The organism is Fictibacillus sp. B-59209, assembly GCF_036216745.1.
GTDB classification, from domain to species: domain Bacteria; phylum Bacillota; class Bacilli; order Bacillales; family Fictibacillaceae; genus Fictibacillus_C; species Fictibacillus_C marinisediminis.
Genome location: NZ_JARMMC010000008.1, coordinates 204929 through 227717 on the forward strand (window position 1 = coordinate 204929; position 22789 = coordinate 227717).

Sequence of the window (22789 nt, forward strand, 5' to 3'; positions counted from 1 at the left end):
GAGATTTTTTATTGCAATTCTGCACGTTCTGAATATTATCGCCGTATTCCCCTAAGATTTTCTTCCAATTTCCATAAATCAATCGGAAACTTTCGAAAAAATACGAAAAGAAAAAGCAGGACTGGCTTTCCTAATGTCAAAGATAAAGCGTGTAGGAGAATTCCTACTTTTAAAATTCAGATGCAGGAGGGATCACCATGAAACGCATCCTAACATTTGAACCCAATAAGCCGGATCCTACAGACGTTGCTCACATCATTAAAGATGCTGCAGAATATGCCAATAAAGAGTGTTACAGGACCGATCTGCTGTCAGTCAATCATATTAATGTCCTATTGCATGTCATTGAATTGCTGCAAGAAGAAAAACAGGAGCAAATTCAGTCCGCTCAAGAAAATTTGAGAGAATGGAGTGTGCGGTGGGAACAAGGTGATGTTCATTTTGTTCCTGAACTCATGAATATGGTAAACAGCATGGTGCAAAATCCATCGCCTCTCTTAAAACAGGTGGGTACTATCGCTTCAAACGAATACTAAAAGTTTTTTTAACAAAATTCCTTTGCGGTGCATACGATGTTTATGGGTATTTGCCTACGATGCATACAGGGGGAGCGGATAGTATGACAGAAAAAAATGACATTCAAGAACAAGAGAGTGAAGAGGTTAGCGGCAGAGAGGCTTTGGATGTTAACGGCATAATGAATTTAGCAGGAAGCATTCTCAACAAAGACGATGATTCCATTGATCTTAGCAGCATGATGATGATGGCTGCAAACTTGTTAAAAGACGATGGCCTTCTTGGAAACTTAGGTTTTGCTCAAGCCTCCGATGCTATCGTCGAAGATGAACAGCAAAATAGTGAGCTGGAGTGGCTGTCACGGCAGCTGCATGATCTCACCCATCAAAATATTGAGCTGAAGGAAGAATTGGTTGCCATTAAAGAACAGATCTCTGAGACGAAAGAAGCGATAGCACAGCTTGTAGAGGCTTCAAAAAAACGCTGGTGGCAGCTCAAATGAAGACAAAAACGGAAGGCCTCTTAGAGGTGTTCCGTTTTTAGTTTGTTTGCTTTTTAATTTCTTCATTTCTTCATATTTTTGAACCTTTCCAGGAAGCAAAGAAATTTTTTAGTGATTTGGTCAGACTCGCTTCATTTGCTTCACAAACTCAGCTTTATATGAGGGAAGATCAACAAAATGATTAAAAAGATAGTAGTAAAAAGGAAGGCGCCCTCAATGGGCTGCCTTCCTTTTCCTATTGTTGAAATTGGTTTGGAAACTGCTTTACAATGCCATCAGTGAATTTATCCGCCATCTTAATGATATGGTCTTCACCAAGATCATACGCTCTAATATCGCCGTTCCAATCCTGCTTAAGCCGCGCAACAACCTGATCGGTAACAAATTGAAGGTGCATGTACAGAAGCTCTTTCAGTTCCTTCTCCGGCCAGTTCGGATTGGCAGAGCTTAAAAATCGTGCAATATCGTCTGCGTTCCTGTACCAGGCGGTGTTGTATTTTTTGAAGTCTGCCTGATTTCCTGTTTTAGCGGCCGCTGTTAATTTTCCTGCAAGAACGATGTGCTCGGTCAGCAGCTCGCCCAATTTATTGCCTGCTGCCTCTCCGTAGTAAGGTTTGATGGCATTTCCTATGTCTTTTTGGTTCTTTAAAAGCCTCGCCAGGACTTGATCCTGGTCCTTTAATCCTGCGACTGCACTGACAATATAGCTTCTTGTCCAGATGGTATGGTCGATCCATAGCTTTCGCAGGTCGCCCTGAAGTTTAACGGCCGAAACGCTCAGGCACTGCTGCTGGACACGGGGTGCTGTTTTAGCTTGTGCGCTTAAAGGTGAGAAGATTAAGCAGGCAGCAAGCACCGGCATTGAAAATTTTAAAAGATGTTTTTTCATGCTGTTTTTCTCCTTTTCTTTTCGTGCTGTTTTATTTTTGGAAAAAATGCCTGTTTTTATGAATACTTATTGAGTTTCTATCTATAATGAAGTAGTATGAAAGTAATAAAAATCGGAAGGGTGAACAAAGGGCGATGAACAACTAATCTTATTTCTTAGAAAAACATTCGTATAAACAATTGCGATCATTTTTTTCTGGATAGGATTAGTACAGCCTTTTGATTCAGCCCAATTAGAATCATGCCCGAATTGCGCGCATGTTCTCTGTCTTTTTTGCGGCGTAACAAGAGCCTCCTGTCCAGAATGATGGATCAGGAGGTTATTTTTTATGAACGAAACAACATCTCAACCAAAAGTAAGCATGGGTGCATTATTCCAGAACCGGTTTATCCGGACGATATTGCTTTCTGTTTTTTTTCTGCAGATTGGCATTTGGGTAAGGAACTATTCCATCCTGCTGTACGTTATTGAAAAAACAAACGAAAATCCAGTGGCCGTTTCCCTCATCTCGGTAGCGGAATTCGCGCCAATCTTTCTGTTTTCCTTTATTGGCGGGACGTTTGCAGACCGCTGGAGACCGAAGCGGACGATGGTATGGTGCGATCTTTTAAGTGCAATATCAGTATTTGTGGTTCTTTTAACCTTGATACTAGGAAGCTGGAAGATCATTTTCTTTGCGACCCTCGTATCTTCCATCCTTTCTCAGTTTTCACAGCCGTCAGGAATGAAGCTCTTTAAGCTTCATGTCCCGGCAGAACTTGTCCAAATGGGGATGTCGATGTATCAAACGGTATTTGCTCTGTTTATGATTCTTGGACCGATTATCGGTACATTCGTGTATCAGCATTTCGGCATCATGGCAGCGATTGGTGTCATGGGCGTGGCGTTCTTATTATCAGCGGGTACCCTTCTTATGCTGCCTGCGGACCGTGTAGATGATGAAGAAAAAGCAACCACGACATTAATGCAGGAAATGAAGGATGGCTTTCGTTATGTGTTAGGCAGCAAGCCTTTAACCTTGCTTGGGGGCTGTTTTGCAGCTGCCGGGCTCGCGATCGGCCTGACTCAGCCGCTCGGTGTCTTTTTGATAACTGAACGGCTCGGACTTCCTAAAGAACAGCTGCAATGGCTGATGGCGGCCTTTGGAAGTGGTATGATTCTTGGGGGAGGATTGACCATCTCCATGTCTAAAAAAATCATGCCACAGGTGCTATTAGCGATGGGATTGGCGGCTAGCGCGATTGGTTTTATCGGAATGGGATTCTCAACTGTACTATGGTTCACACTTGCAGCTCAATTCTTTTCCGGTCTCTTTATGCCATGCATCCATATTGGGATCAATACAATGATTCTGCAAAATACAGAAGAGGCATTCATTGGGCGTGTCAACGGCATCTTAAATCCGCTCTTTATGGGAGCGATGGTGATTACCATGTCGGTCGCAGGCTGGATGAAATCGCACTTATCGATCGTTCTGATCTATGAAGTGGCGGCACTCCTCCTTTTTGTCGGAGTGGCCACCTTGCTGCCGCTTATGAAAAAGAGTGGGGTAAAGCAGGAGATTAGGGGAGAAGTATAGAATGAATGAACGCCTGGTTATAGAGCCGGGCGTTTTTTTCATACATTAATGTAAGCATTGGTTGAAGGAGAGAGTATATGAAGCAGAAGGGCGATTCTTTATATAAAGTATGGATCGGTTTGTTCGTGTTGACCATTTTCATTGGACTGCTGACCGTCTGGATTGATGTGGCCTGGATAAAAAAAGTGCTATGGTCCGTACTGCTGCTGTTCAGTATGGTCGCAGCCACAGCAATGTACCCGGGGTCCGGAAATTCTTCCAAAAAACATAAGGACAATGTAACCAGCATTTACGAATTAAAAAAGAAAAAAAGCCGAAGAAAAGGAATGTAGCAGTAAAGGGGGGAGAAGGAAAACATGCTTGGAAAAATAGGAGAGTTTGCAAAGAAGGAAAAACGGATTCGAGCTGTTATTTTGAATGGTTCTCGTGTAAATCCGAACGTGCCGCCGGATATTTTTCAAGACTACGATGTTCTTTTTGTTACAAAAGATGTACCGTACTATATTAAAAACCGAAGCTGGATTTCATCATTCGGTGAAATCATGATCATGCAGACCCCTGATGCCATGGGGACGCGGGAGTTATGGGGAACGAACGAAAAGTTTACGTATCTGATGCAGTTTATGGATGGTGAACGCATCGATCTTACTTTTTATTCTGAAGAAAAGGTCCAAGACATGGTGCATGACAGCTTGAGTAAGGTGGTTCTGGACAAGGACGGGATTTTTCCTGATTTGCCTGAATCAAGTAATCGAGACTACATAACAAATCGTCCTTCAGAAAAAGATTTTTCGGATTGCTGCAACGAGTTCTGGTGGGTGAGTACCTATATTGCCAAAGGATTATGGAGGCGTGAACTTCCATATGCCAAAGCGATGTTTGACGGGCCAGTCCGCGATATGCTCGTACTTATGCTGAAATGGCATATTGGAATGAGGCACGACTTTTCTGTAGATTCCGGAAAGCACGGCAAGTATTTCATGTTCTTGCTTAAGCCTGAGCAGTATGATCAGTTCGTTAAAACCTATACGGACGGTGAGTATGAGAATATGTGGGAAGCCCTTTTCGAGATGGGCAGCCTTTTCCGGAAGGCAGCCTTTGAACTTGCAGACTGCTTGGGATTCAGTTATCCCTATGAGGAAGACCAAAAAGTAACCGCACATTTAAAATATATCCGTCACCTGCCTGCAGATACGAACAGGATGTATTGAAACTGAAACGATAAAAATTTAAACAAAGAGGGTGTACGTATTGTCTAATACTGCCAATGGTACAAGCCAGCTACGAACAAACCGAAATGATTTACGTGCTGATTGTGAGAGTTGCTTCGGATTGTGCTGTACGGCACTGCCTTTTGCTTCATCGGCAGATTTCCCAGTCGATAAAGACGGTGGGGTTCCTTGCTCCAATTTAACACTGGATTTTAAATGCTCGATCCATCAAAATTTAAGACAGGAAGGGTTCAGAGGCTGTTCCGTATATGACTGTTTTGGAGCGGGGCAAAAAGTTTCAAAAGTAACGTTCGAGGGCAAAGACTGGCGAACAGATTCAGTCAGGGCAGATCTGATGTTTACCGTCTTTCCTAAAATGCAGCAGCTTCAAGAAATGCTTTGGTATTTGGATGAAGCACTGACATTGGAGACCTCGCTTCCAATTCGTGATGATCTGAGATCAGTGTTCAGTAAGACAGAACGGCTTACGCTGCTTGATCCTAAGGATATTGTTGAACTGGATATACCGGCACACCGGGCAGTTGTTAATGCTCTTCTTTTAAAAGTCAGTGAATTGTATCGAAAGCATATTCACTCCCAACATCATAAGAAAAGCTTTGGCCGGGGAGTGGACTTTATGGGAGCTGCTTTACGAAAATTTTAGAGGAGCCAGCTTAAGAGGGGCTTATTTTATTGCTTCCGATCTGAGAGAAGCCGATCTTAGGGGGGCAGACCTTATCGGAGCAGATTTCCGGGATGCTGATCTTAGAGGCGCTGATCTGACGGGAAGCATTTTCCTCACCCAAGCCCAAGTGAATGCAGCAAAAGGAGATGCCCGGACAAAGCTGCCGCGACTTCTTATAAAGCCAGCACATTGGGTACATGGAAGCCGAAAAATTTAAACATTCTGAAAAGGTGTGGTAGAACTGTAGTTAAGAGGTGATAGCATGCAATATAAAAAGCTGGGGAGGACAGGATTGGATGTTTCATCCATTTGTTTAGGAACCATGGCATTTGGACGGTGGATTGACGAAGAGGACTCGCGTTCAATCTTAGACCATGCAATGGAACAGGGCATCAATTTTATAGACACCGCCAATTATTATGGAAAAGGACAGGATACGGAAACTCCGTATGGTACAGGTGAGTCCGAAGAAATAATCGGCCGGGCATTGAAAGGTAAAAGAGATAACGTCGTGCTAGCAACCAAAGTAGGAATACGCATGGGCCACGGCAAGAATGAGTCTGGACTTTCAAGAGCACATATCATGAAAGAAATTGACCGATCTTTAAGCCGGCTGCAAACCGATTATATTGATTTGTACCAGGTTCATTTTTTTGATAACAATACACTTTTGGAAGAAACTCTTCGGACGCTTGATGATCTCGTCCGCAGCGGTAAAGTAAGGTATATCGGCTGTTCCAACTATGCGGCCTGGCAGATCATGAAATCTCATGGAATCAGTGAGAGGATGAATCTTGAGAAGTATGTTTCCGTACAGCCTCAATACAACCTGTTATCCAGAGAAATTGAACAGGAGCTGCTGCCTTTTTGTGAGTCTGAAGGGGTTGGTGTAATGGTATACAGTCCATTAGGCAGAGGAATGTTATCCGGAAAATATAAGAGTGCCGGAGATGTTCCAGCAGAAAGCCGGGCGGCAAAGGGAGAGCGGCTCATTCAAAATTATTTCACTCCCAAAAATTTTGAACTTGTCAGCCAGTATCGCCAACTGGCTGAGAAAAACGAGGTGAGCCTCTCTCAGTTCGCTCTTTCCTGGGTTTTAAATCAGCCTGAAGTCACTTCAGCCATCGTTGGGGCAAGCAAAGTGCATCATGTCACAGATGCTGTAAAGATCAGCGATTGGCGATGGAGTGAAGAGTTGCTGCAGAAAGTGAATGAAATAGTAGTTTAAGTGGCTCACTCCGTTCAAAAGCAGAAGGGATTAGCAGATGATGAAATTTGGGATCAGCGTGTGTACTCATTATTAAAGCCGGATTGGATAAAGGGAAGTAAATAAGTCTTGGGGACGGGCCGCTGGTCTGTCTTTTTTTAGTTTTATATGTGAAGTTCATCACATACTCCCGCAAGTAAATCCATTACAATCAAGGTGTACTAAGAGAGCAGGAACAAAGCGTGTGTTGAGCAGGCAGACGAATATTCGGGAGGAATGCGTTATGGCTAAACGCTACAAACATGTACTGGTTGGATTGGATGGTTCTGAAGCTTCAGAAAAGGCATTTAAACGGGCAGTAGAAATGGTGCTCGAACATGAAGCAGAAACATTAACACTAGCACATGTCGTGGATACAAGAAGTTTCTCAGCTTACGACTGGTATACAGCTATGGCTGAAAAAGCACAAGAATACGGCGATGAACTGTTAATCGATTTTGCACATAAAGCAGAAAACGCCGGGGTACCGTACGTAAACAAAGTAATGCAGTTGGGTTCACCGAAAGTGACGCTCGCTAAATCCATTGCTCCCGACGTTAAAGCCGATCTTATAGTTTGTGGAGCGACGGGTATGAATGCGGTAGACAGGGTGTTCATGGGAAGTGTATCTGAGCATACGACTCGCTATGCGAGATGCGATGTGCTGATCGTAAGAAATGATCAATAACACCAGTCTATGAGGAGGAATTCTAATGAAAGCTGCTGTAGTAAATGAATTTAAACAATCCTTAGAAGTAAAAGATATGCCGACACCCGTAATCGAACACGGGGAAGTTCTTGTTAAGATTAAAGCATGCGGCGTCTGTCATACCGATCTGCATGCCGCTCATGGCGACTGGCCTGTTAAGCCGAAGCTGCCTCTTATTCCGGGCCATGAGGGTGTTGGTGTGATTGAACAAGTAGGCCCTGGCGTTCACCATCTGAAAGTTGGAGATCGTGTAGGTATTCCATGGCTGTATTCAGCATGCGGACATTGTGAGTATTGTTTGAGCGGTCAGGAAACACTCTGTAAAGATCAGAAGAATGCCGGTTATTCAGTAGATGGCGGTTATGCTCAATATTGCAAAGCAGATGCTGATTATGTGATTAAAGTACCAGAATCTTTATCTTTTGAAGAAGTTGCACCCATTTTTTGTGCAGGTGTTACCACCTATAAAGCTTTAAGTGTAAGTGAAGCTAAACCTGGTGATTGGGTAGCGATATTCGGAGTCGGGGGTCTTGGCCATGTAGCCGTCCAATATGCTAAAGCCATGGGATTTCATATTGTGGCAGTGGATACGAGTGATGATAAATTAGAACTTGCAAAGGATTTAGGAGCTGAACTTACTGTAAATGCAGTTAAAGAGGATGCTGCAGCCATCATTCAAAAACAACTGGAAGGTGTCAAGGCCTCTATTTGTACCGCTGTATCGAAAACGGCCTTTAGCCAAGCCTATCAGTCTGTTAAACGAGGAGGAACTCTCGTTGCGGTTGGCCTTCCGCCGGAAGAATTGCCGATTCCTATTTTTGATACAGTCTTAAATGGAGTTAAAGTGGTCGGTTCCATCGTTGGAACACGCAAAGATCTTCAAGAGGCGCTGCAATTTGCAGCAGAGGGAAAAGTTAAAACCATGATTGAAGTACAGCCGCTTGAAAAAATCAATGAAGTTTTTGAGCGAATGGAAAACGGAACGATTAATGGCAGAATCGTTCTAAAAATAGATTGATTGTAAAGAGGGCAGTTTTAAAGTCTGTCCTTTTTTTCTTTTTACGTACTGAAAAGCTCAAAGTAGGAATTCTGCTAAAGAGACCGAATACAAAAGAAAAGCGGGGAGGGATGAGGCCGGATGGTATTACGACAGGAAGACTTGCAAAGAATAGAGCAGGGATCTTGATCTCAACCGTCGACCTGAACCAGGAGTACTATGATTCTACTAAAGCATGGCGGGATAACGCCATGAATCACAAGTTTCACAGCGGAACACTTGTCAATGATCCCCGAAGTGCAAACAGAAAGGAACTTTGAAAGCTTTATTAGTGCATTGAGCGCTTTCTAGCACTTGGGTGTAATATTCGTGCGGCATTGTTTTTCAGTTTATTTTTCCAAATGCAAAAAAGGGGCTGTCCAGAAANNCCTCGAAAATGAACTTCACATTTTCTTCGTGCGATAAAACGCTGCCGGAGCCTTCCTTGTCCTGCGGGACTAGCGTGACAGGTGAGACTCCCGCCGGTGCTTGCACCAAAAAGTAGGCGTTCACGCCGGTAAGGCTCACCGCACGCCCCGCGGAAAGCGAGCAGCCTGGAACGGAAATCAACAGCTTACAGACTTCTTGGACAGCCCCTTCCTCACTTCACTTCGTTTTAATTTGGTACAAACTGCAGTTCATAGCGCACTTTATACAGGCCGTTCGCTTTCGGCTGCCCCAGTGGAACGGTATCAGCATAGAGTGTATATTCACCTGGTTCAACGGTGAACTCCAAGCTGTTGGCACCAACGCTTGATACCATAATTCCTTCTGCTTCAACCTTGAAAGGAAGAGAAAACGTGCGCGTGGAATTCACGTTTTCGTCATAATGGAGAGGTGAAGAGACAGCAATCTCACATTTGTAGTCCGACACTGCCTCGAAAGAAATGACTCCGTCCCTCAGGATGTAGCCACGTTTGATATCGGCATCTGTCCAGTCTAAAAAGGGTTTTTTGATTCCTTTGTTGTATACAATTAATTGGGAATAGGAAACGGTTAGCTCACTTATCAAATCGGTGTGCCTCCTTTTGAAAAGTTAAACGCTCTTCATGTTTACCTTATTGAACGATGAACAATTAGTTCCATCAGGATAGTCTTCCAGCTGGTTGCCGACCCAAGATCCTGCACCACGATTATCGGTGGAGTTACATACCGGATGTCTGCCCCGTATCCGGCTTCTTCGCACATCGTCATACGGCACTCATCACGATCGTAGTCCGACTTGGTAGGAATGCCTTTAAGCGACTTTTCTCTGCGCTGATCGGCACCCCCGCTACTTATTGTACTCTTAAATTATAGTGCTATATCATTAAATTGGTTTTACTGGAATGTTAAGTCATTTTGTCGGTTGATAGGACCATTGTAGAATTGACGCTTTTTTTAATGAAAAACTAGGAAGGCTGCCCTAAGCTGGCGTGTTATTAAAATAAAGCAAAAGGAGGAAGAGCTATGAAAACCTATATTGCATGGCTGAGGGGAATTAATGTAGGCGGCCATAAAAAGATAAAGATGGAAACTTTGCGTGGACTTTTGGAATCGATGGGGCTTCAAAAGGTTAAAACATACATTCAGAGCGGGAATGTCATTTTTCAAGCTGATGAAGAGGAGAAGACACTTCAGAAAAAAATAGAAGACAAAATTCTTGAGGAATTCGGTTTTGACGTAACCGTCATGCTGAGAACTCAGCATGAGTTAGAGGAAGCGATCTCCTCCGTTCCATTTGATGTCTATGAATTAAAAGAGGGTGAAATGATTCACGTTATCTTCTTTCCGGAGGAGCCAGCGGAATCAGCCATTGAAATACTGAAGCCCTATAAAAATGAGGACCTGGATTTTGTGGTCAGGAACCGGGAACTTTATCTTTTATACCGTAAAAGCCTTAGAGACATAAAATTTCCTGTTCAGAAATTGAAGATTCCCGGCACAATGAGAAATTGGAACACCGTCAATAAGATGGCAGCCTTGGGGAAAACCATCGACGAATAGAAAGAAGAGATGGATCCATAGAAAGGAAGAAGAAATATGTTATTGAGAGAAGCCGAGAAGGATATCCCTGAACTTGCAGATTTGATGGGAGAACTAGGGTATCCGACAGAAACAAAAGCGATGGAGGAGCGGTTTACTAAAATCGCAGTTCATCCTGATTACCACACAATTGTAGCAGAAAATTATTGCGTTGGTTGTTAAAGAAGAGGTTCGTAATCGAAAGATCGGCCAGCAGCTGCTCGAACAGGCAGAAGGGTGGGCAGGCAGACAGGGCGTTCGAAAGCTGGCTGTGAATACCGGAAAACGGAGAGTGGAGTCCCATCTCTTTTATAAAAACAGAGGTTTTGAAGAGACAGGGCAGGGTTTTACAAATCGCTGGAAAAATAGGAGGAGTTCAAATGGAAGTCAGAGAACTGGCAGCAGCGGACGCTGAGGAATATTGGACACTAAGGCTGGAGGCATTGATGCTTTCTCCTGAGGCATTTGCAACGAGTTATGAGGAAGCGGTTAAGCGGAAGAATCCGATTGAACAAGTAAAAGAAAATTTCAGTGCTGATGGGAGCCATACATTCGGCGCCTTTTTAGATGGAGACATGGTCGGCATCGTCACACTCATACAAGAAAGCCATAGGAAAATGAGCCATAAAGCCAATATCTTTGCCATGTATGTGACCTCCCGCAGCAGGGGAAAAGGTGCAGGAACAGCTTTAATGGAAGCTGCGATCCAAAAAGCAAAGGATATGGAAGAAATCGAGAAGATCAACCTGACCGTCGTTTCAAGCAACGAAAGCGCAAAAAAGCTGTATACCAGCTTGGGCTTTGCATCGTATGGAACGGAAACAAGGGCAATGCAGGTCGACGGCGTTTTTTATGATGAGGACCATATGGAACTGTTTGTGAAATAACGGTAATCTAAGCTGCTGACCATCTCAACTCTTTTCTGCAAAAGACTAATCCTCCTGCTTCCATGGTAAAATAACGGAAGATGAGAAGATGGCGACGGAGGTTTTTATGGATTTAAACTATTTTTATACGTTTAAGGAAGTGGCGAAGTGGGGCAGCATCCGTGATTTCTTTCAGCAGCCTGGAAGCCATTAAGCAGTGTGTAGCTGATGACCTGGGTATAGCCCTTGTACCCGAAATCGCAGTCCAAAGGGAATTGGCTTCTGGAAAACTGCAAAAGATTCCATTTGAAGATGATAACATCCATCCTTGGTGCACCAAGTACGCTTCGTGACTATGGCATAGACGACTGCCAATTTGACAGCATCGGCGAAAAAACGTTTATCAAACCTGGAGTGGGCACTTATAAAGAGCTCGATCCGGAATCTGTGATGGATATTTTGAGAAGATCACTTTAATAAAAAACAGGCTCTCATTACACCCATTAAAGGGGATGAGAGCTTGTTTTCTTATTGCCTTGGAAAATCTTCGCTGCTAAAATAACGTTCCTTTAAAATCCCAAGATGATGTTTCTCATGGCCTGCGATAATAAAAGCAATAGCCCTGACAGTAACGTCTGAACCATTTGCATTCCCTCTTCGGGTCCATGTTTCCACATCTATGCTTTTTATTAACAGTATCGTAGACTGGCGGACAACTTGTGCTTGCTGTAATAACTCAGAAAGCGGCTGTCTGTCAAAGTAGGTCTGTTCCACATAGGCATTTTCATCAAAACCAGGAAGCATCCCTTTATCGCCTCGTGCGATCGAAAGCAGCCGAAACCCCATAATTCGTTCCGTATCCGTCATATGCCCGATGACTTCTTTTATGCTCCACTTGTAAGGCCCATATCTAAACAGTCCTTGCTGTTCGGTAAGGTTTTGTACCAACTGCCGCGTTTCTTCAGCCTGTTCTTCTAATAGATTGACGATGTCCTGTTCAGGCAGAGCCTTTATGTATTTCTCGTAATAGGAATTATACTCATTGGTATCTGGTTTGCTTCGCAATGCAATATCCCCCTCTAATCGTTTTATTGTAACTATAATATGAACCTTAAAAAGAATAAACAAAATTGTCTGGCATCAGAATGGAGGTTAAAGTTAGAATGGATGTATATGGAATTTAGGGATAATTAAGTTTGGGGTGAAAGAGATGGTGAAAACAGTGAAATAACCCTCCTGCAAAAGAATAGTCAATACTTTTCAGGAGGGAAAAACAATGGAAAAGAACGAGTTTGAAAGCTGGAAAAAAAGCCATATGCTGAAGGCGCATGTAACCAATCCGAATCTTGTAGTCGGGGAATATACCTATTATTCTGGTTTTTATCACAAGGAACATTTTCAAGATTATTGTGTTCGATACCTTTCTGAGAAAAAGGGTGAAGACCAGCTGATCATCGGCAAATTTTGTTCGATCGGTTCAGGTGCTGTCTTTATCATGTCAGGAAACCAAGGTCATCGGTACGACTGGACGACAACCTATCCTTTCTTTTATACAGATGATGACTGGGGAGGGAGCTGTGACGGATACAGACCTTCAGGTGATACAGTAATAGGCAATGACGTGTGGATCGGAACGGAGTCAATGATTATGCCCGGTGTACGAATCGGTGATGGAGCGGTTATTGCGGCGAGGGCAGTGGTTACAAAAGACGTCGGACCTTACACGATCGTAGGCGGAAACCCTGCCAAAGTGATTAAGAAGAGGTTTACTGATACTCAGATCAGTATGCTGATGGAGATGAGATGGTGGGGCTGGCCAGAAGAGAAAATAAAGAGATATATGAAACTCCTCTGTTCTGGGAGAATAAAAGAACTATATAAAGAGCACATACGAGGATAATTGAAAGAGGCACCCGATTAAAAATGGAGTGCCTCTTTTTTGAATTGGTGCGTATTTGTTGAAGATTGGCGCGTATTTTTCTGGAAGCGGCGCGTATTTTTGTGAGTTCGGCGCGTAAAGGTGCTCAATCGGCGCGTATTCCACTTAACTCAAGAAGATTTCTTCAGTTTCACTCCTGCTTTGTTTGTTCTGGGTTTTTTCGATGAGAGATAAACCCCGGCAAAGATGATGAGGAGGCCGATAACCAAGTTGGGGGTAACAGGCTCTCTCAAAAGGACATATCCCCAAATCATGGCGCTGGCGGGGATCAGGTAGGTGACTGTAGCTGCGAACTCAGGGCTTCCGTTTTTATTCAAGTAAAAATAGATAAGCTGGCCCAGACCGGAACCAAAACAACCGAGGCCGATCAAGGCAAACAACGGCTTAGGATGAAGAAGTTGCTGGAAATGAACAGGCTCGGTAAAAAGTACGCCGATTAGGCCGACGGCTGCACCAGTCAGTAAGGTGAAAAATGTAATGCCGGCAACGCCGACTCCTGACAAATATCTTTTGGTGAGCTGTCCAGAGAGGCCGTAACAGACGGCTGCAAGAAGCATCGTGCCGATTCCTACGAACTGAGTTCCAAACAAATGGCCGAATTGAAAGTCCATAAGAACCAGTATGCCGAAAAATCCAATGAGAATTCCGATCCACTGCTGCTTGTTTAACCTGTAGGAAAACAAAAAGAAACCAATTAAACCGGTCCAGATCGGTGTCGTCGCATTTAGGATGGAAGCCGTATTGGACTGGATGACTGTCTCACTTAATGAGATCAGTCCCCAAGCTAAACCGCAGTTGAAAATTCCGGTAATGATCAGCCATTTAATGGGAAGCTTGTTTTTTATCTCTTTTCTCTTGCTCCAAATAACTGGTAAAAGAATAAGTGCTCTCGCCAGTGTCCGTAAAAATACGACTCCCCATACGCCAGCAGGCTCAAGCAGCCATTTCATAAACACGAAAGATAGTCCCCAAATAAGGCTTAAGCCCGCAAGTGCACCATATAAACGAATCATGTTTTTTCCTTCTTTCTCATAAACGGTTTCAATTCATTTATCGTAATGCAAATGACGGAAAAAGGAAAGGTCTCTTTCCTCTTTCCGATTCCAAGAACGTTTGTTACTATAATTTGGAAGAGTTTACAATGAAAAGGTTGGAGCTGAAGACCATGGTTCGTTTAATAAAACTTGAAGAAATAACAGAACGGCTTGTGATCAGACCTTATATAACCAATGATTATAGAAATTGGTACACTCACTATTCTCATTGTTATCCAGCGCGCAATAAGTTTGATGAAGGCAAAATCGATTTGTCTGATTATACCGAAGCCTGGTTTGATGAAATGGTAAACAAACACCAGCAATTAATGGATAAGGATGTAGCCTATATCCTCGGTGTGTTCAGAAAAGACGATGGAGCACATGTCGGCGTTATCGATCTATCAACCTTGATGCGGAATGAATTTCAATGGGGAAGGATCGGCTATACGATATTAAATACATACTGGGAGCATGGCTATGGAAAAGAAGCAGTCAAAGCTGTACTGGATATGGCCTTTACCCAGCTAGGATACCACAGGATTGAAGCCCACATTAATATGGACAATACTGCCTCTATAAAATTGGCTGAATCTGTTGGTATGGAATTCGAATGTGTAAGGAGAGATTTTATTTTTGAGTTTGGGGAATGGACCGATCATCTTGTTTATTTTAGGAACGCTAAGCAGCAGGGAACTTTGGCATGATAATGGTAAAAAAGACCATAAGCAAATAGTTGTGCAAACTGTGCAATTTTTTGATAAAATTAAGCGTGTTAAATTTTAAGTGTTGCTTCTTTCTTGTGAAACAAGCAGCATAATGTTTAATGTAAATGAAAGGGTTTTCTAGAAAGGTGGAACGATTTTGGACGCTTATTTGCTTCTCGTCACGTTACTAGCCATTGTAATCGTTATTCTTGGCGTATCATGGTTAAAGTGGCATGCTTTTATTAGTTTACTTGTGGCCAGTTTATTTCTGGCCATCGCTACAGGTTTGTCTCTTGACAAAATTGTAAGCGCCTACGAAACAGGGGTCGGCGGAGTCTTAGGCCATTTAGTCGGTATTCTGGCTCTAGGCACAATTTTAGGAAAAATGATGGCTGAATCAGGTGCTGGAATGCAGGTTGCTGATTTCTTCGTTCGAAAGTTCGGTGTGAAGAAATTGCCATGGGCGATGCTTTTCTCAGGTTTCATCATCGGTATACCTGTATTCTTTGAAGTCGGAATCCTGATCGTATTGCCGCTTGTTATTTCTATTCATAAGACAACAAAACAAAATATCTTATTGATCGCGTTGCCTGTTATTGCAGGATTATCTATCGTGCACGGACTTGTGCCTCCGCACCCTGGAGCATTGACAGCGATTAGCATTTACAAGGCGAACCTGGGTACAGTATTGATCTACTCTCTGATCATCGCTATTCCAGCTGCCATAATTGCAGGACCGCTTTTTGCAAAATGGGTTCATAAACGTGTTGTGCCTCAGGGGGAGCCTGAGCTGATCCGCTTCAATACCAATTATAAAAAACTTCCTCATACAGGACTTTCATTCTTTATTATTTTATTGCCTGTCCTATTGATGGTATTGGCAGCAGTCGCACCTTATATGGCGATTTCCAAAGGGGCAGAAAAGATTATGGCGTTTATCGGAAGTCCGATTATTGCCTTGCTGATCGCGGTGTTTGCTGCATTTTATTTCCTTGGTATCCGTCAAGGAATGGACAGGAATATGCTGAAAAAATTCTCTGAAGAAAGCCTGCTTCCTGTTGGCTCCATCATACTCATCATCGGTGCTGGCGGAGGTTTCAAGCAAATCCTAATTGACAGCGGCGTAGGGAATACGATTGGGCAGATGTCTCAGCACTTATCGCTTTCTCCACTCGTCCTAGCCTTTTTAATTGCGGGTCTGATCCGGATCGCAACAGGGTCTGCAACCGTCGCTTTAACAACAGCGGCTGGCATCGTTTCTCCAATTATTGAACATATGTCTGGCGTTAACCTTGAACTTCTTGTTATTGCAACGGGTGCCGGCTCTCTTATGTTCTCTCATGTCAATGATGCCGGATTCTGGATGGTAAAAGAATATCTTGGCTTAACAGTAAATGAGACCTTTAAAACATGGACTGTGCTTGAAACTATCCTGTCCTTCACTGCTTTCGGGGGAGCACTGATACTGAATATGTTTGTATAAGATGGCAAAAAAGCATCGGAATGATTTTCCGATGCTTTTTTTACTGGATTTTTTTAGATCAGTGATTTTCTTAAGTTGCGCAAATATCGCTGCCTGATGAAAAGAAAGTAGAGCACCTGAGCAACAAGAAAGCCTGCAAGTACAATGGATACCTGTCCAGCAATTGAGAGTGTGAAAAAACTTTGCAGGGCAGAGAAGGCAAACGCACTATGGACGAACGCCACTGCGATCGGAACGAAGAAAAGCAAAGCTAGCTGCCTTGTAACAATGCGGCTGAGTTCTTTGTCCGTCAAACCTACTTTTTTAATGGTTAAATAAAGGCGGGTGTCATAATCGAGATCTGCGTAAAGCCGGAAATACAGGAAACTTCCTGCTGCCACGAAAAAGACGGCACCGATCAGCAAGGCTACAAATAGCAGCGCACTGTACAGCTTCATCATTTGATCAGCCAGTGTTCCGCTTACCGCCATCATGTATGGTGTCTTTTCGTAATATCTTACAATTCCATCCTTAGCGAGTTCATCTAGCATTCCGTTCGTTGCTTCCATAGGGGAAGTAAAAAAGCCTGTAAATTCTAGTGTGGATGCTGGTCTAATATTTTTAAAAAGTTCGTCACTGACAACGATTCCCTCACTATCAATTAATTCCCTTGGCATGGCGACGTGCTCTGTAGAGACATCTGCATTCACACTAAGTTTTCCTTGCTTAAACATGTACATATGGGGGGAGAACGTTTCAGTGGAAGACGTTTTCATCTTGAGCACCTGTATACCGGTGAGCGGCTGCTCGGTGATTTTGCCGCCAGCTTTTTGAATAATAGTTCTATAAGCACTGAAAGACATTACCGGCATGGTTTTGGGTGAAAATCGATCATTGGATGTTTTTACATCCAAGATTTTAAGGGTTGTTCTGTAGGTAGAATACTTGAGCTGCTTTTTCTTTAATTCATCTTTTATTTCATTTAGATTATCATGGTGCAGGGGCTGCTGATCTCTGGCAATATAACTGATTTCAGCGGCATAGTCCTCATTAAATTGCTTTGACAGTATTTTCATCGATGAGAGAGATCCAACAGCACAAAAGGCCACAGTGGAGACGATACAAACCATAAAAAACATTCTGGCATTGTCTTTCAGCCGGTAGGCTAAGCTGGAAATGGTAATGATGTTGGTTTTTTTCCAGAACAGAAAGCGATTTTTCTGAAGTGCTCTCATGATAAAGACGGAAAGCTGCGAGAAGAAAAAGTATGTTCCCACAATGGTCATTGCGATAACAGGCAGCATTCGGATCAACAAGGAATTCAAAGTAGCCGTTCCTGCTAGATAATAGCTTGCAAGCAGCAGAACCGCAGACAACAAAGAGAGGAGAACGGATACTTTAGGTTCCTTCTTCGGCTTTTGACCCGATTGAAACAAGCTGAGAAGCGAGTTTGTCCGGACTAGAAAAGCGGTAAATATTGAGATCACAAGGAAAAGTCCGAGAAATGCCGCGACCGTCAACGCGATCGCTTTCCATGACATGTAGAATGGAAGTGAATGAATATCAAGCAAATGAGCAGCGATCATAAAAAATAATTTAGCAGTCAGGATACCAGCTCCGATTCCAATCAGGATTGCGCCTGAACCGATGATCATGTTTTCCAAAAAGACCATCGTGTTGAGCTGAGTTTTCGTCATACCGTGCATCATCAGAATACCGAATTCCCTTTTTCGTGTTTTAAGGAACGTACTGACGGAGTACAGTACAAAGAAAAAGGCGAAAAAGTACATGACAAATTCGGCGGTGATCATTAATTGAATCGCCAGGCTCTGAGTGATGCCTTTTTTAATGCCTGGGTGAAAGATAAAAAGGGCATAAACAAAGAAAATCATGACAGAAAAGGCACTGCTCAGAAAATAGGCAGCATAGGTTCTTTTGTTACGAAGCACATTTTTAAAGGCGAACTGTGGAAAGGTCATGGCTGTCACCTCCAAGCAAAGCAAGCATATCAATGATCTTCTGGAAGAACGCCTGACGGTTATCACCACGGTAGATCTCATTATACAGCTGGCCATCCTTGATAAAGATGACTCTATGGCAATAACTTGCGGCAACGGCATCATGTGTGACCATTAACGCGGTGGCTCCTTCATTCTTGTTGATAGCAGAGAGAGTTTCCATCACATCCCGAGACGATTTGGAATCCAGATTTCCTGTCGGCTCATCCGCCAAAATGAGTGAAGGCTCGTGAATGATCGCCCGGGCGATGGCCGTCCGCTGCATCTGTCCTCCTGAAATTTCATACGTTCTCTTTTTTAGGATGGAGTCGATTCCTAATTTTTTTGTTACCGCCATCAGTTTTTGTTCCATCACTTTTACCGGTTCACCATCAAGGGTAAGCGGGAGAACAATGTTTTCTTCCACTGTCAGCGTATCGAGCAAATTAAAGTTTTGAAATACAAAACCTAGCTCGTGACGCCTGAAGAGTGAGGTTTCTTTACGGTTTAATTGATGAGGATTGCGATTGTTGATGATAACTTCTCCGGACGTCGGAGAGTCAATGGTAGCAATGAGGTTCAGCAGCGTAGTTTTACCGCTGCCTGAAGGTCCCATGATTCCTGCGAATTCTCCTTTTTCAATGGAAAAGTTTATGTTTTCCAATGCTTTATGGGAGGCTTTGCCGTCGTATACTTTGGTAAGGTGTTTTACGTTCAAGATGGGCATCTATATCACTCCTGTCTATTTCTAACTTTATTGTAGCTTGGAGATGTGAGATGCTGCCATGCGGTTATCTTACAGAAAGCTTACAGTTTTGTAAGGTTAGAAGAGAATTCTGACGGTCGTGCCTGAACCGGAAACCGAGTCGATGAAAATCCGATGGCCAAGTCTATCGCAGATCTGCTTGGCAAGAAACAGGCCCATTCCTGTAGATTCCTGAAAATGACGGCCGTTCTCACCCGTAAAATAAGGATCAAACACCCTTGGAAGATCGCTTTTAGGAATTCCTACTCCATGATCGATCACTTCCAATCCCGTTTTTCCATCCTGTATAAAGGAGCGGAAAACTACCTTTTCTCCAGGGGTTTCTGTGTAGCGAACCGCATTGGTAATAAGCTGGGTGATGAGGAAAGAAACCCATTTTTCATCAGAGGTAATGCTGCTGCCTTTTTCAATTGCCAGCTCCGGATAAATCCGGTTACGGATGAACAGCCGCTTCTGACTGGACGTCACTTTTTTTACGAGTTCTGAAAGATCGAGGGTCTCTGCATAAAAGTCACGGTCAAACGTATCAAGCCGTGCAGTATATAACACCATTTCCAATCCTTTTTTCAGCCGGTCCAATTCGTCTTCCACCGACTGCGAAAATTCATCGTCCCGGTCCTGAACCATAAGGTGAATGACCGACAGCGGCGTTTTCATCTGATGCACCCATTGGTTGATGAACTGAATATGGTGGTCAAGCTTATGCTTGTAATTGTAGATGTCCATTGTATAATGCCGGATGAGCTCCTTTTGAAACTGTTCCAGGCTTTCAGGCAAAGGAGCATCCTGCGGGCTGAACTTTAAATCATTCAACGATGAAAGGGGTGTAGTTAATTTTTGATAAAAAGAACGGTTGGTTATATATCTGTAAACCAGATATCCACCGAATAGACAGGAGCTCAGAAGACACGCATACAGGCTGATTTTCCAATCGGTATGCCCGTCCAAACGATAGATTAACAGAATGACCAGAAGCTGAAGAATGTAAATCAAAGCAAGCGGCAGTTGTTCACGAATAAAAAGCTTCATCTGCTGCTCCAGTTCGGCATCAGCCGGTATCCCTGTCCGCGGACGGTTTGAATGGCATCCGTGATCTTAAGCTGAGCCAGTTTTTTTCGAACTCTCGTAACATACACATTAAGCGTGTTATCGTCTACAAAGGATTGGTCGTCCCATATCTTTTCAAGCAGACGGTCACGGCTTACGACATGTTCAGATTTTCTCATCAGCTCATCGAGAATTTTGGCTTCTGTATAACTGAGGTCTGCCTGCTGTTCTCCGTAACTGATGCATAAACGTTCAACATCCAGGATGAGATTGTGAACATTAATATTTCGGCCGTTTTGATTTGAGGCATAAGTTCCATAGGCTCGTCTGAGCAGACTGTTGATTTTGGCCAGTACGATTTCATAGTCAAAGGGTTTAGTAATATAATCATCGGCTCCGTTTTCGAGCGCCATCACCTGATCCATCTTTCCTTCTCTTGCTGATACGAACAGGACAGGGCATGTGGATACCACGCGAATCTGTCTGCACCAATAGAAGCCATCAAACTTCGGAAGGTTTATATCCAGCAGAACGATATGGGGATCGAACGCTTGAAAATCTGCTGTCACAGCATCAAAGTTTTTGACTGCGAACGTTACAAATCCATACTTCTGCAAAAAGTTTTCCAGTAATTCGACAAGGCGGCTGTCATCTTCTACGATAAAGATTTTAAACATTTGTACTCTCCTTAAGTAATCTTTGGTTTAAAGTGTACTAGAAGAAACAAATAATTCCAATACTCTCTGTACCACTGATTTGGGGCGCAAGGAAATTACATCTGCATTAAAAAATAAATTTCCAGGTGGCCAAGGTCTTTGGATTTGTTATAATGTTCATCATATTCTACGTAAAGTGAGTGATTGGAATGGATGCGAAGGAACGTGAATTGCTGCAGCTTATTGAAAAAAGCGGCCGCCTGGAAACATCAACGATTGCCAAACTGATGGGCATATCAGAAGAGGAAACGAAACAGATTATTGGAAAGCTTGAAAACGAAAAAGTCATTCTCGGATATTCAGCCATCATCAATTGGACAAAGGGGACAGATGAGGGAGCAGTCACCGCGATGATCGACGTCAAGGTCACACCTAAGCGCGGAGTAGGGTTTGATAAAGTGGCTGAACGGATCTACCGTTTTCCAGAAGTGAAAGCGGTCTATCTCATGTCAGGTGTCTACGATTTGTCAGTTTCCATTGAAGGAAAAACAATGGCTGAAGTCGGAAGATTTGTCTCTGAAAAACTATCAACCATCGATTCTGTTATTTCCACGACCACCCATTTTATCTTGAAAAAATACAAGCATGACGGACTTGTATTCAGTGAGAATGAGGAAGATAAACGAATTGTGGTGTCGCCATGATTACAGAACAGACGTCAAAATATTTATCGAATAACGTGCAGGCAATCCAGCCATCCGGTATCCGCCGTTTTTTTGATCTTGCTTCATCCATGGAAAATGTTATTTCATTGGGGGTTGGTGAACCGGACTTTGTGACGCCCTGGAATGTCATTGAAGCGAGCTATCATTCTCTTGAACAAGGATACACAGCGTATACGGCGAATGCAGGGCTGCTCGAGTTGAGAAAGGAAATCTCCCGCTACATGAGGAGGCGTTTTGGCGTTACCTATAGTTCAGAGGATGAAATGGTTGTTACGGTGGGTGCCTCACAGGCGATCGACATTGCGCTGCGTGCCGTCGTAAATCCCGGTGAGGAAGTCATTGTCGTTGAGCCGAGCTTCGTTTCGTATGCTCCAACCGTAACGCTGGCTGGCGGTGTACCCGTTCCGGTTCATACATACAGTAAAGATGAGTTCAAGCTGCAGCCTGAGCATATTGAGGCAGCGGTCACTGAAAGAACGAAAGCCATCCTGTTATGCAGCCCGAACAATCCTACAGGAACCGTTTTGTCCAAAAGTGATCTAGTAAAAATTGCAGAAGTGGTAGAGAAGCATGATCTGCTCGTCATCTCAGATGAAATCTATGCTGAGCTAACCTATGATGAACCATATACAAGTTTTCCTGCGGTAAGGAACATGCGTGAGCGTACCATCTTGATCTCGGGTTTTTCAAAAGCGTTTGCGATGACCGGATGGAGACTGGGCTTTGCTTGCGGACCAAAAGATATCCTGCAGGCAATGCTGAAGATTCATCAGTATACGATGATGTGCGCGCCGACGATGGCGCAGCATGCCGCCCTTGAGGCACTTGTGAACGGACAGAAGGACGTTGTGAGAATGAAGGAAAGCTATCGCCAGCGCCGCAGCCTGGTCACCCATGCCCTGGAGGAATTGGGGCTCTCCTGCCATATTCCAGGGGGTGCATTTTATGTCTTTCCTTCCATCGAGAAGACGGGACTGAGTTCCGAAGAGTTTGCCGAACAGCTTTTGATGAAAGAGCAGGTAGCTGTCGTACCGGGAAGTGTATTCGGTGTGAGCGGTGAAGGCCATGTAAGATGTTCATATGCCACTTCGATTCAAAAGCTCGAAGAAGCCATGCGCCGAATCGATCGATTTGTGAAGACATTATAGTTGCAGGTGAGCTGTGCATGGGAAGGGGTATCCTGTGCACAGCCTTTTTTGTTTATTTAAACACC

At 43.6% G+C, this 22789-nt stretch carries 28 protein-coding genes and 2 pseudogenes; 21 read left to right on the forward strand and 9 right to left on the reverse strand.

Annotated features, from left to right (window positions below):
- The first annotated feature begins 197 nt into the window (after positions 1 to 197).
- Together P4361_RS06375 and P4361_RS06380 are read left to right on the forward strand one after the other, a co-directional pair.
- On the forward strand, positions 198 to 536 hold the full coding sequence (locus tag P4361_RS06375; protein ID WP_062239654.1) for a hypothetical protein: 339 nt from the start codon (positions 198 to 200) through the stop codon (positions 534 to 536).
- A gap of 83 nt (positions 537 to 619) precedes the next feature.
- A complete protein-coding gene (locus tag P4361_RS06380) occupies positions 620 to 1018 on the forward strand; it encodes a hypothetical protein (RefSeq protein WP_053355046.1) in 399 nt (132 codons plus the stop codon).
- Between the two features lie 235 nt (positions 1019 to 1253).
- On the opposite strand, the gene P4361_RS06385 is transcribed toward P4361_RS06380, so the two are convergent.
- Positions 1254 to 1907, reverse strand: a complete 654-nt coding sequence (locus P4361_RS06385; RefSeq protein WP_328088664.1) for a glycosyltransferase — start codon at positions 1905 to 1907, stop codon at positions 1254 to 1256.
- Positions 1908 to 2235: 328 nt separating this feature from the next.
- Between P4361_RS06385 and P4361_RS06390 the strand changes: the two genes are divergently transcribed.
- The 8 genes and pseudogenes from P4361_RS06390 (at position 2236) to P4361_RS06425 (ending at position 8654) form a co-directional block, all read left to right on the forward strand.
- Positions 2236 to 3486, forward strand: a complete 1251-nt coding sequence (locus tag P4361_RS06390; RefSeq protein ID WP_328088665.1) for an MFS transporter — start codon at positions 2236 to 2238, stop codon at positions 3484 to 3486.
- A 77-nt stretch (positions 3487 to 3563) separates the two neighbouring features.
- Complete coding sequence (locus tag P4361_RS06395) at positions 3564 to 3818, forward strand: hypothetical protein (protein WP_053355037.1); 255 nt, start codon at positions 3564 to 3566, stop codon at positions 3816 to 3818.
- 24 nt (positions 3819 to 3842) lie between these two features.
- Positions 3843 to 4697 (forward strand): aminoglycoside 6-adenylyltransferase, encoded by an 855-nt coding sequence (locus P4361_RS06400; RefSeq protein ID WP_053355036.1) that lies wholly within the window; start codon positions 3843 to 3845, stop codon positions 4695 to 4697.
- Between the two features lie 40 nt (positions 4698 to 4737).
- A pseudogene (locus tag P4361_RS06405) lies at positions 4738 to 5599 on the forward strand (pentapeptide repeat-containing protein).
- A 45-nt stretch (positions 5600 to 5644) separates the two neighbouring features.
- Positions 5645 to 6610 (forward strand): aldo/keto reductase, encoded by a 966-nt coding sequence (locus P4361_RS06410; RefSeq protein ID WP_328088666.1) that lies wholly within the window; start codon positions 5645 to 5647, stop codon positions 6608 to 6610.
- Positions 6611 to 6872: 262 nt separating this feature from the next.
- Entirely contained in the window at positions 6873 to 7316 is a 444-nt protein-coding gene (locus P4361_RS06415; RefSeq protein ID WP_328088667.1) for a universal stress protein, read from the forward strand.
- A 25-nt stretch (positions 7317 to 7341) separates the two neighbouring features.
- On the forward strand, positions 7342 to 8355 hold the full coding sequence (gene adhP / locus P4361_RS06420; RefSeq protein ID WP_328088668.1) for an alcohol dehydrogenase AdhP: 1014 nt from the start codon (positions 7342 to 7344) through the stop codon (positions 8353 to 8355).
- Between the two features lie 110 nt (positions 8356 to 8465).
- Entirely contained in the window at positions 8466 to 8654 is a 189-nt protein-coding gene (locus P4361_RS06425) for a hypothetical protein (RefSeq protein ID WP_328088669.1), read from the forward strand.
- Between the two features lie 335 nt (positions 8655 to 8989).
- On the opposite strand, the gene comJ is transcribed toward P4361_RS06425, so the two are convergent.
- Positions 8990 to 9385, reverse strand: a complete 396-nt coding sequence (gene comJ / locus P4361_RS06430) for a competence protein ComJ (RefSeq protein ID WP_091005990.1) — start codon at positions 9383 to 9385, stop codon at positions 8990 to 8992.
- A 24-nt stretch (positions 9386 to 9409) separates the two neighbouring features.
- Positions 9410 to 9657, reverse strand: a pseudogene (locus P4361_RS06435) (hypothetical protein); the annotation flags it as partial.
- A 165-nt stretch (positions 9658 to 9822) separates the two neighbouring features.
- Between P4361_RS06435 and P4361_RS06440 the strand changes: the two are divergent.
- From P4361_RS06440 to P4361_RS06465, 6 genes are all read left to right on the forward strand, one after another.
- Positions 9823 to 10359: a DUF1697 domain-containing protein gene (locus P4361_RS06440; RefSeq protein WP_328088670.1), complete on the forward strand. Its 537-nt coding sequence runs from the start codon at positions 9823 to 9825 to the stop codon at positions 10357 to 10359.
- Between the two features lie 36 nt (positions 10360 to 10395).
- Positions 10396 to 10560: a hypothetical protein gene (locus P4361_RS06445; protein ID WP_328088671.1), complete on the forward strand. Its 165-nt coding sequence runs from the start codon at positions 10396 to 10398 to the stop codon at positions 10558 to 10560.
- Entirely contained in the window at positions 10550 to 10792 is a 243-nt protein-coding gene (locus tag P4361_RS06450; protein ID WP_328088672.1) for a GNAT family N-acetyltransferase, read from the forward strand. Before P4361_RS06445 ends, P4361_RS06450 begins: the two co-directional genes overlap by 11 nt.
- Entirely contained in the window at positions 10758 to 11264 is a 507-nt protein-coding gene (locus P4361_RS06455; protein WP_328088673.1) for a GNAT family N-acetyltransferase, read from the forward strand. Before P4361_RS06450 ends, P4361_RS06455 begins: the two co-directional genes overlap by 35 nt.
- A gap of 161 nt (positions 11265 to 11425) precedes the next feature.
- Positions 11426 to 11596, forward strand: a complete 171-nt coding sequence (locus tag P4361_RS06460; RefSeq protein WP_425590228.1) for a LysR substrate-binding domain-containing protein — start codon at positions 11426 to 11428, stop codon at positions 11594 to 11596.
- Complete coding sequence (locus tag P4361_RS06465) at positions 11550 to 11720, forward strand: hypothetical protein (protein WP_328088674.1); 171 nt, start codon at positions 11550 to 11552, stop codon at positions 11718 to 11720. The genes P4361_RS06460 and P4361_RS06465 overlap by 47 nt, the downstream gene beginning before the upstream one ends.
- A gap of 51 nt (positions 11721 to 11771) precedes the next feature.
- Here the strand turns inward: P4361_RS06465 and P4361_RS06470 are convergent, their stop codons facing one another.
- Positions 11772 to 12308 carry a DinB family protein gene (locus P4361_RS06470; RefSeq protein WP_328088675.1) on the reverse strand — a complete coding sequence of 179 codons (537 nt, stop codon included), beginning with the start codon at positions 12306 to 12308 and terminating at the stop codon, positions 11772 to 11774.
- Positions 12309 to 12519: 211 nt separating this feature from the next.
- Here P4361_RS06470 and P4361_RS06475 point away from each other — a divergent pair, with 211 nt between their 5' ends.
- The gene (locus tag P4361_RS06475; protein ID WP_062239713.1) at positions 12520 to 13143 is read left to right on the forward strand and encodes a CatB-related O-acetyltransferase; all 624 of its coding nucleotides are present in this window, start codon (positions 12520 to 12522) and stop codon (positions 13141 to 13143) included.
- A 149-nt stretch (positions 13144 to 13292) separates the two neighbouring features.
- Here the strand turns inward: P4361_RS06475 and P4361_RS06480 are convergent, their stop codons facing one another.
- On the reverse strand, positions 13293 to 14195 hold the full coding sequence (locus P4361_RS06480; protein WP_328088676.1) for a DMT family transporter: 903 nt from the start codon (positions 14193 to 14195) through the stop codon (positions 13293 to 13295).
- A 128-nt stretch (positions 14196 to 14323) separates the two neighbouring features.
- Between P4361_RS06480 and P4361_RS06485 the strand changes: the two genes are divergently transcribed.
- Positions 14324 to 14923, forward strand: a complete 600-nt coding sequence (locus P4361_RS06485) for a GNAT family protein (protein ID WP_328088677.1) — start codon at positions 14324 to 14326, stop codon at positions 14921 to 14923.
- 157 nt (positions 14924 to 15080) lie between these two features.
- Entirely contained in the window at positions 15081 to 16406 is a 1326-nt protein-coding gene (locus tag P4361_RS06490; RefSeq protein WP_062239719.1) for a GntP family permease, read from the forward strand.
- A 53-nt stretch (positions 16407 to 16459) separates the two neighbouring features.
- On the opposite strand, the gene P4361_RS06495 is transcribed toward P4361_RS06490, so the two are convergent.
- From P4361_RS06495 to P4361_RS06510, 4 genes are all read right to left on the reverse strand, one after another.
- Positions 16460 to 18364 carry an ABC transporter permease gene (locus tag P4361_RS06495; protein ID WP_328088678.1) on the reverse strand — a complete coding sequence of 635 codons (1905 nt, stop codon included), beginning with the start codon at positions 18362 to 18364 and terminating at the stop codon, positions 16460 to 16462.
- Positions 18339 to 19109: an ABC transporter ATP-binding protein gene (locus tag P4361_RS06500; protein ID WP_256225371.1), complete on the reverse strand. Its 771-nt coding sequence runs from the start codon at positions 19107 to 19109 to the stop codon at positions 18339 to 18341. The genes P4361_RS06495 and P4361_RS06500 overlap by 26 nt, the downstream gene beginning before the upstream one ends.
- Before the next feature lie 96 nt (positions 19110 to 19205).
- On the reverse strand, positions 19206 to 20177 hold the full coding sequence (locus P4361_RS06505; RefSeq protein WP_328088679.1) for a sensor histidine kinase: 972 nt from the start codon (positions 20175 to 20177) through the stop codon (positions 19206 to 19208).
- Entirely contained in the window at positions 20174 to 20872 is a 699-nt protein-coding gene (locus P4361_RS06510; protein WP_053355021.1) for a response regulator transcription factor, read from the reverse strand. The genes P4361_RS06505 and P4361_RS06510 overlap by 4 nt, the downstream gene beginning before the upstream one ends.
- Positions 20873 to 21060: 188 nt before the next feature.
- On the opposite strand from P4361_RS06510, the gene P4361_RS06515 reads away from it, so the two are divergent.
- Positions 21061 to 21555 carry an Lrp/AsnC family transcriptional regulator gene (locus P4361_RS06515; RefSeq protein ID WP_091006006.1) on the forward strand — a complete coding sequence of 165 codons (495 nt, stop codon included), beginning with the start codon at positions 21061 to 21063 and terminating at the stop codon, positions 21553 to 21555.
- Positions 21552 to 22724: an aminotransferase gene (locus P4361_RS06520; protein WP_328088680.1), complete on the forward strand. Its 1173-nt coding sequence runs from the start codon at positions 21552 to 21554 to the stop codon at positions 22722 to 22724. The genes P4361_RS06515 and P4361_RS06520 overlap by 4 nt, the downstream gene beginning before the upstream one ends.
- Positions 22725 to 22789: the final 65 nt, after the last annotated feature.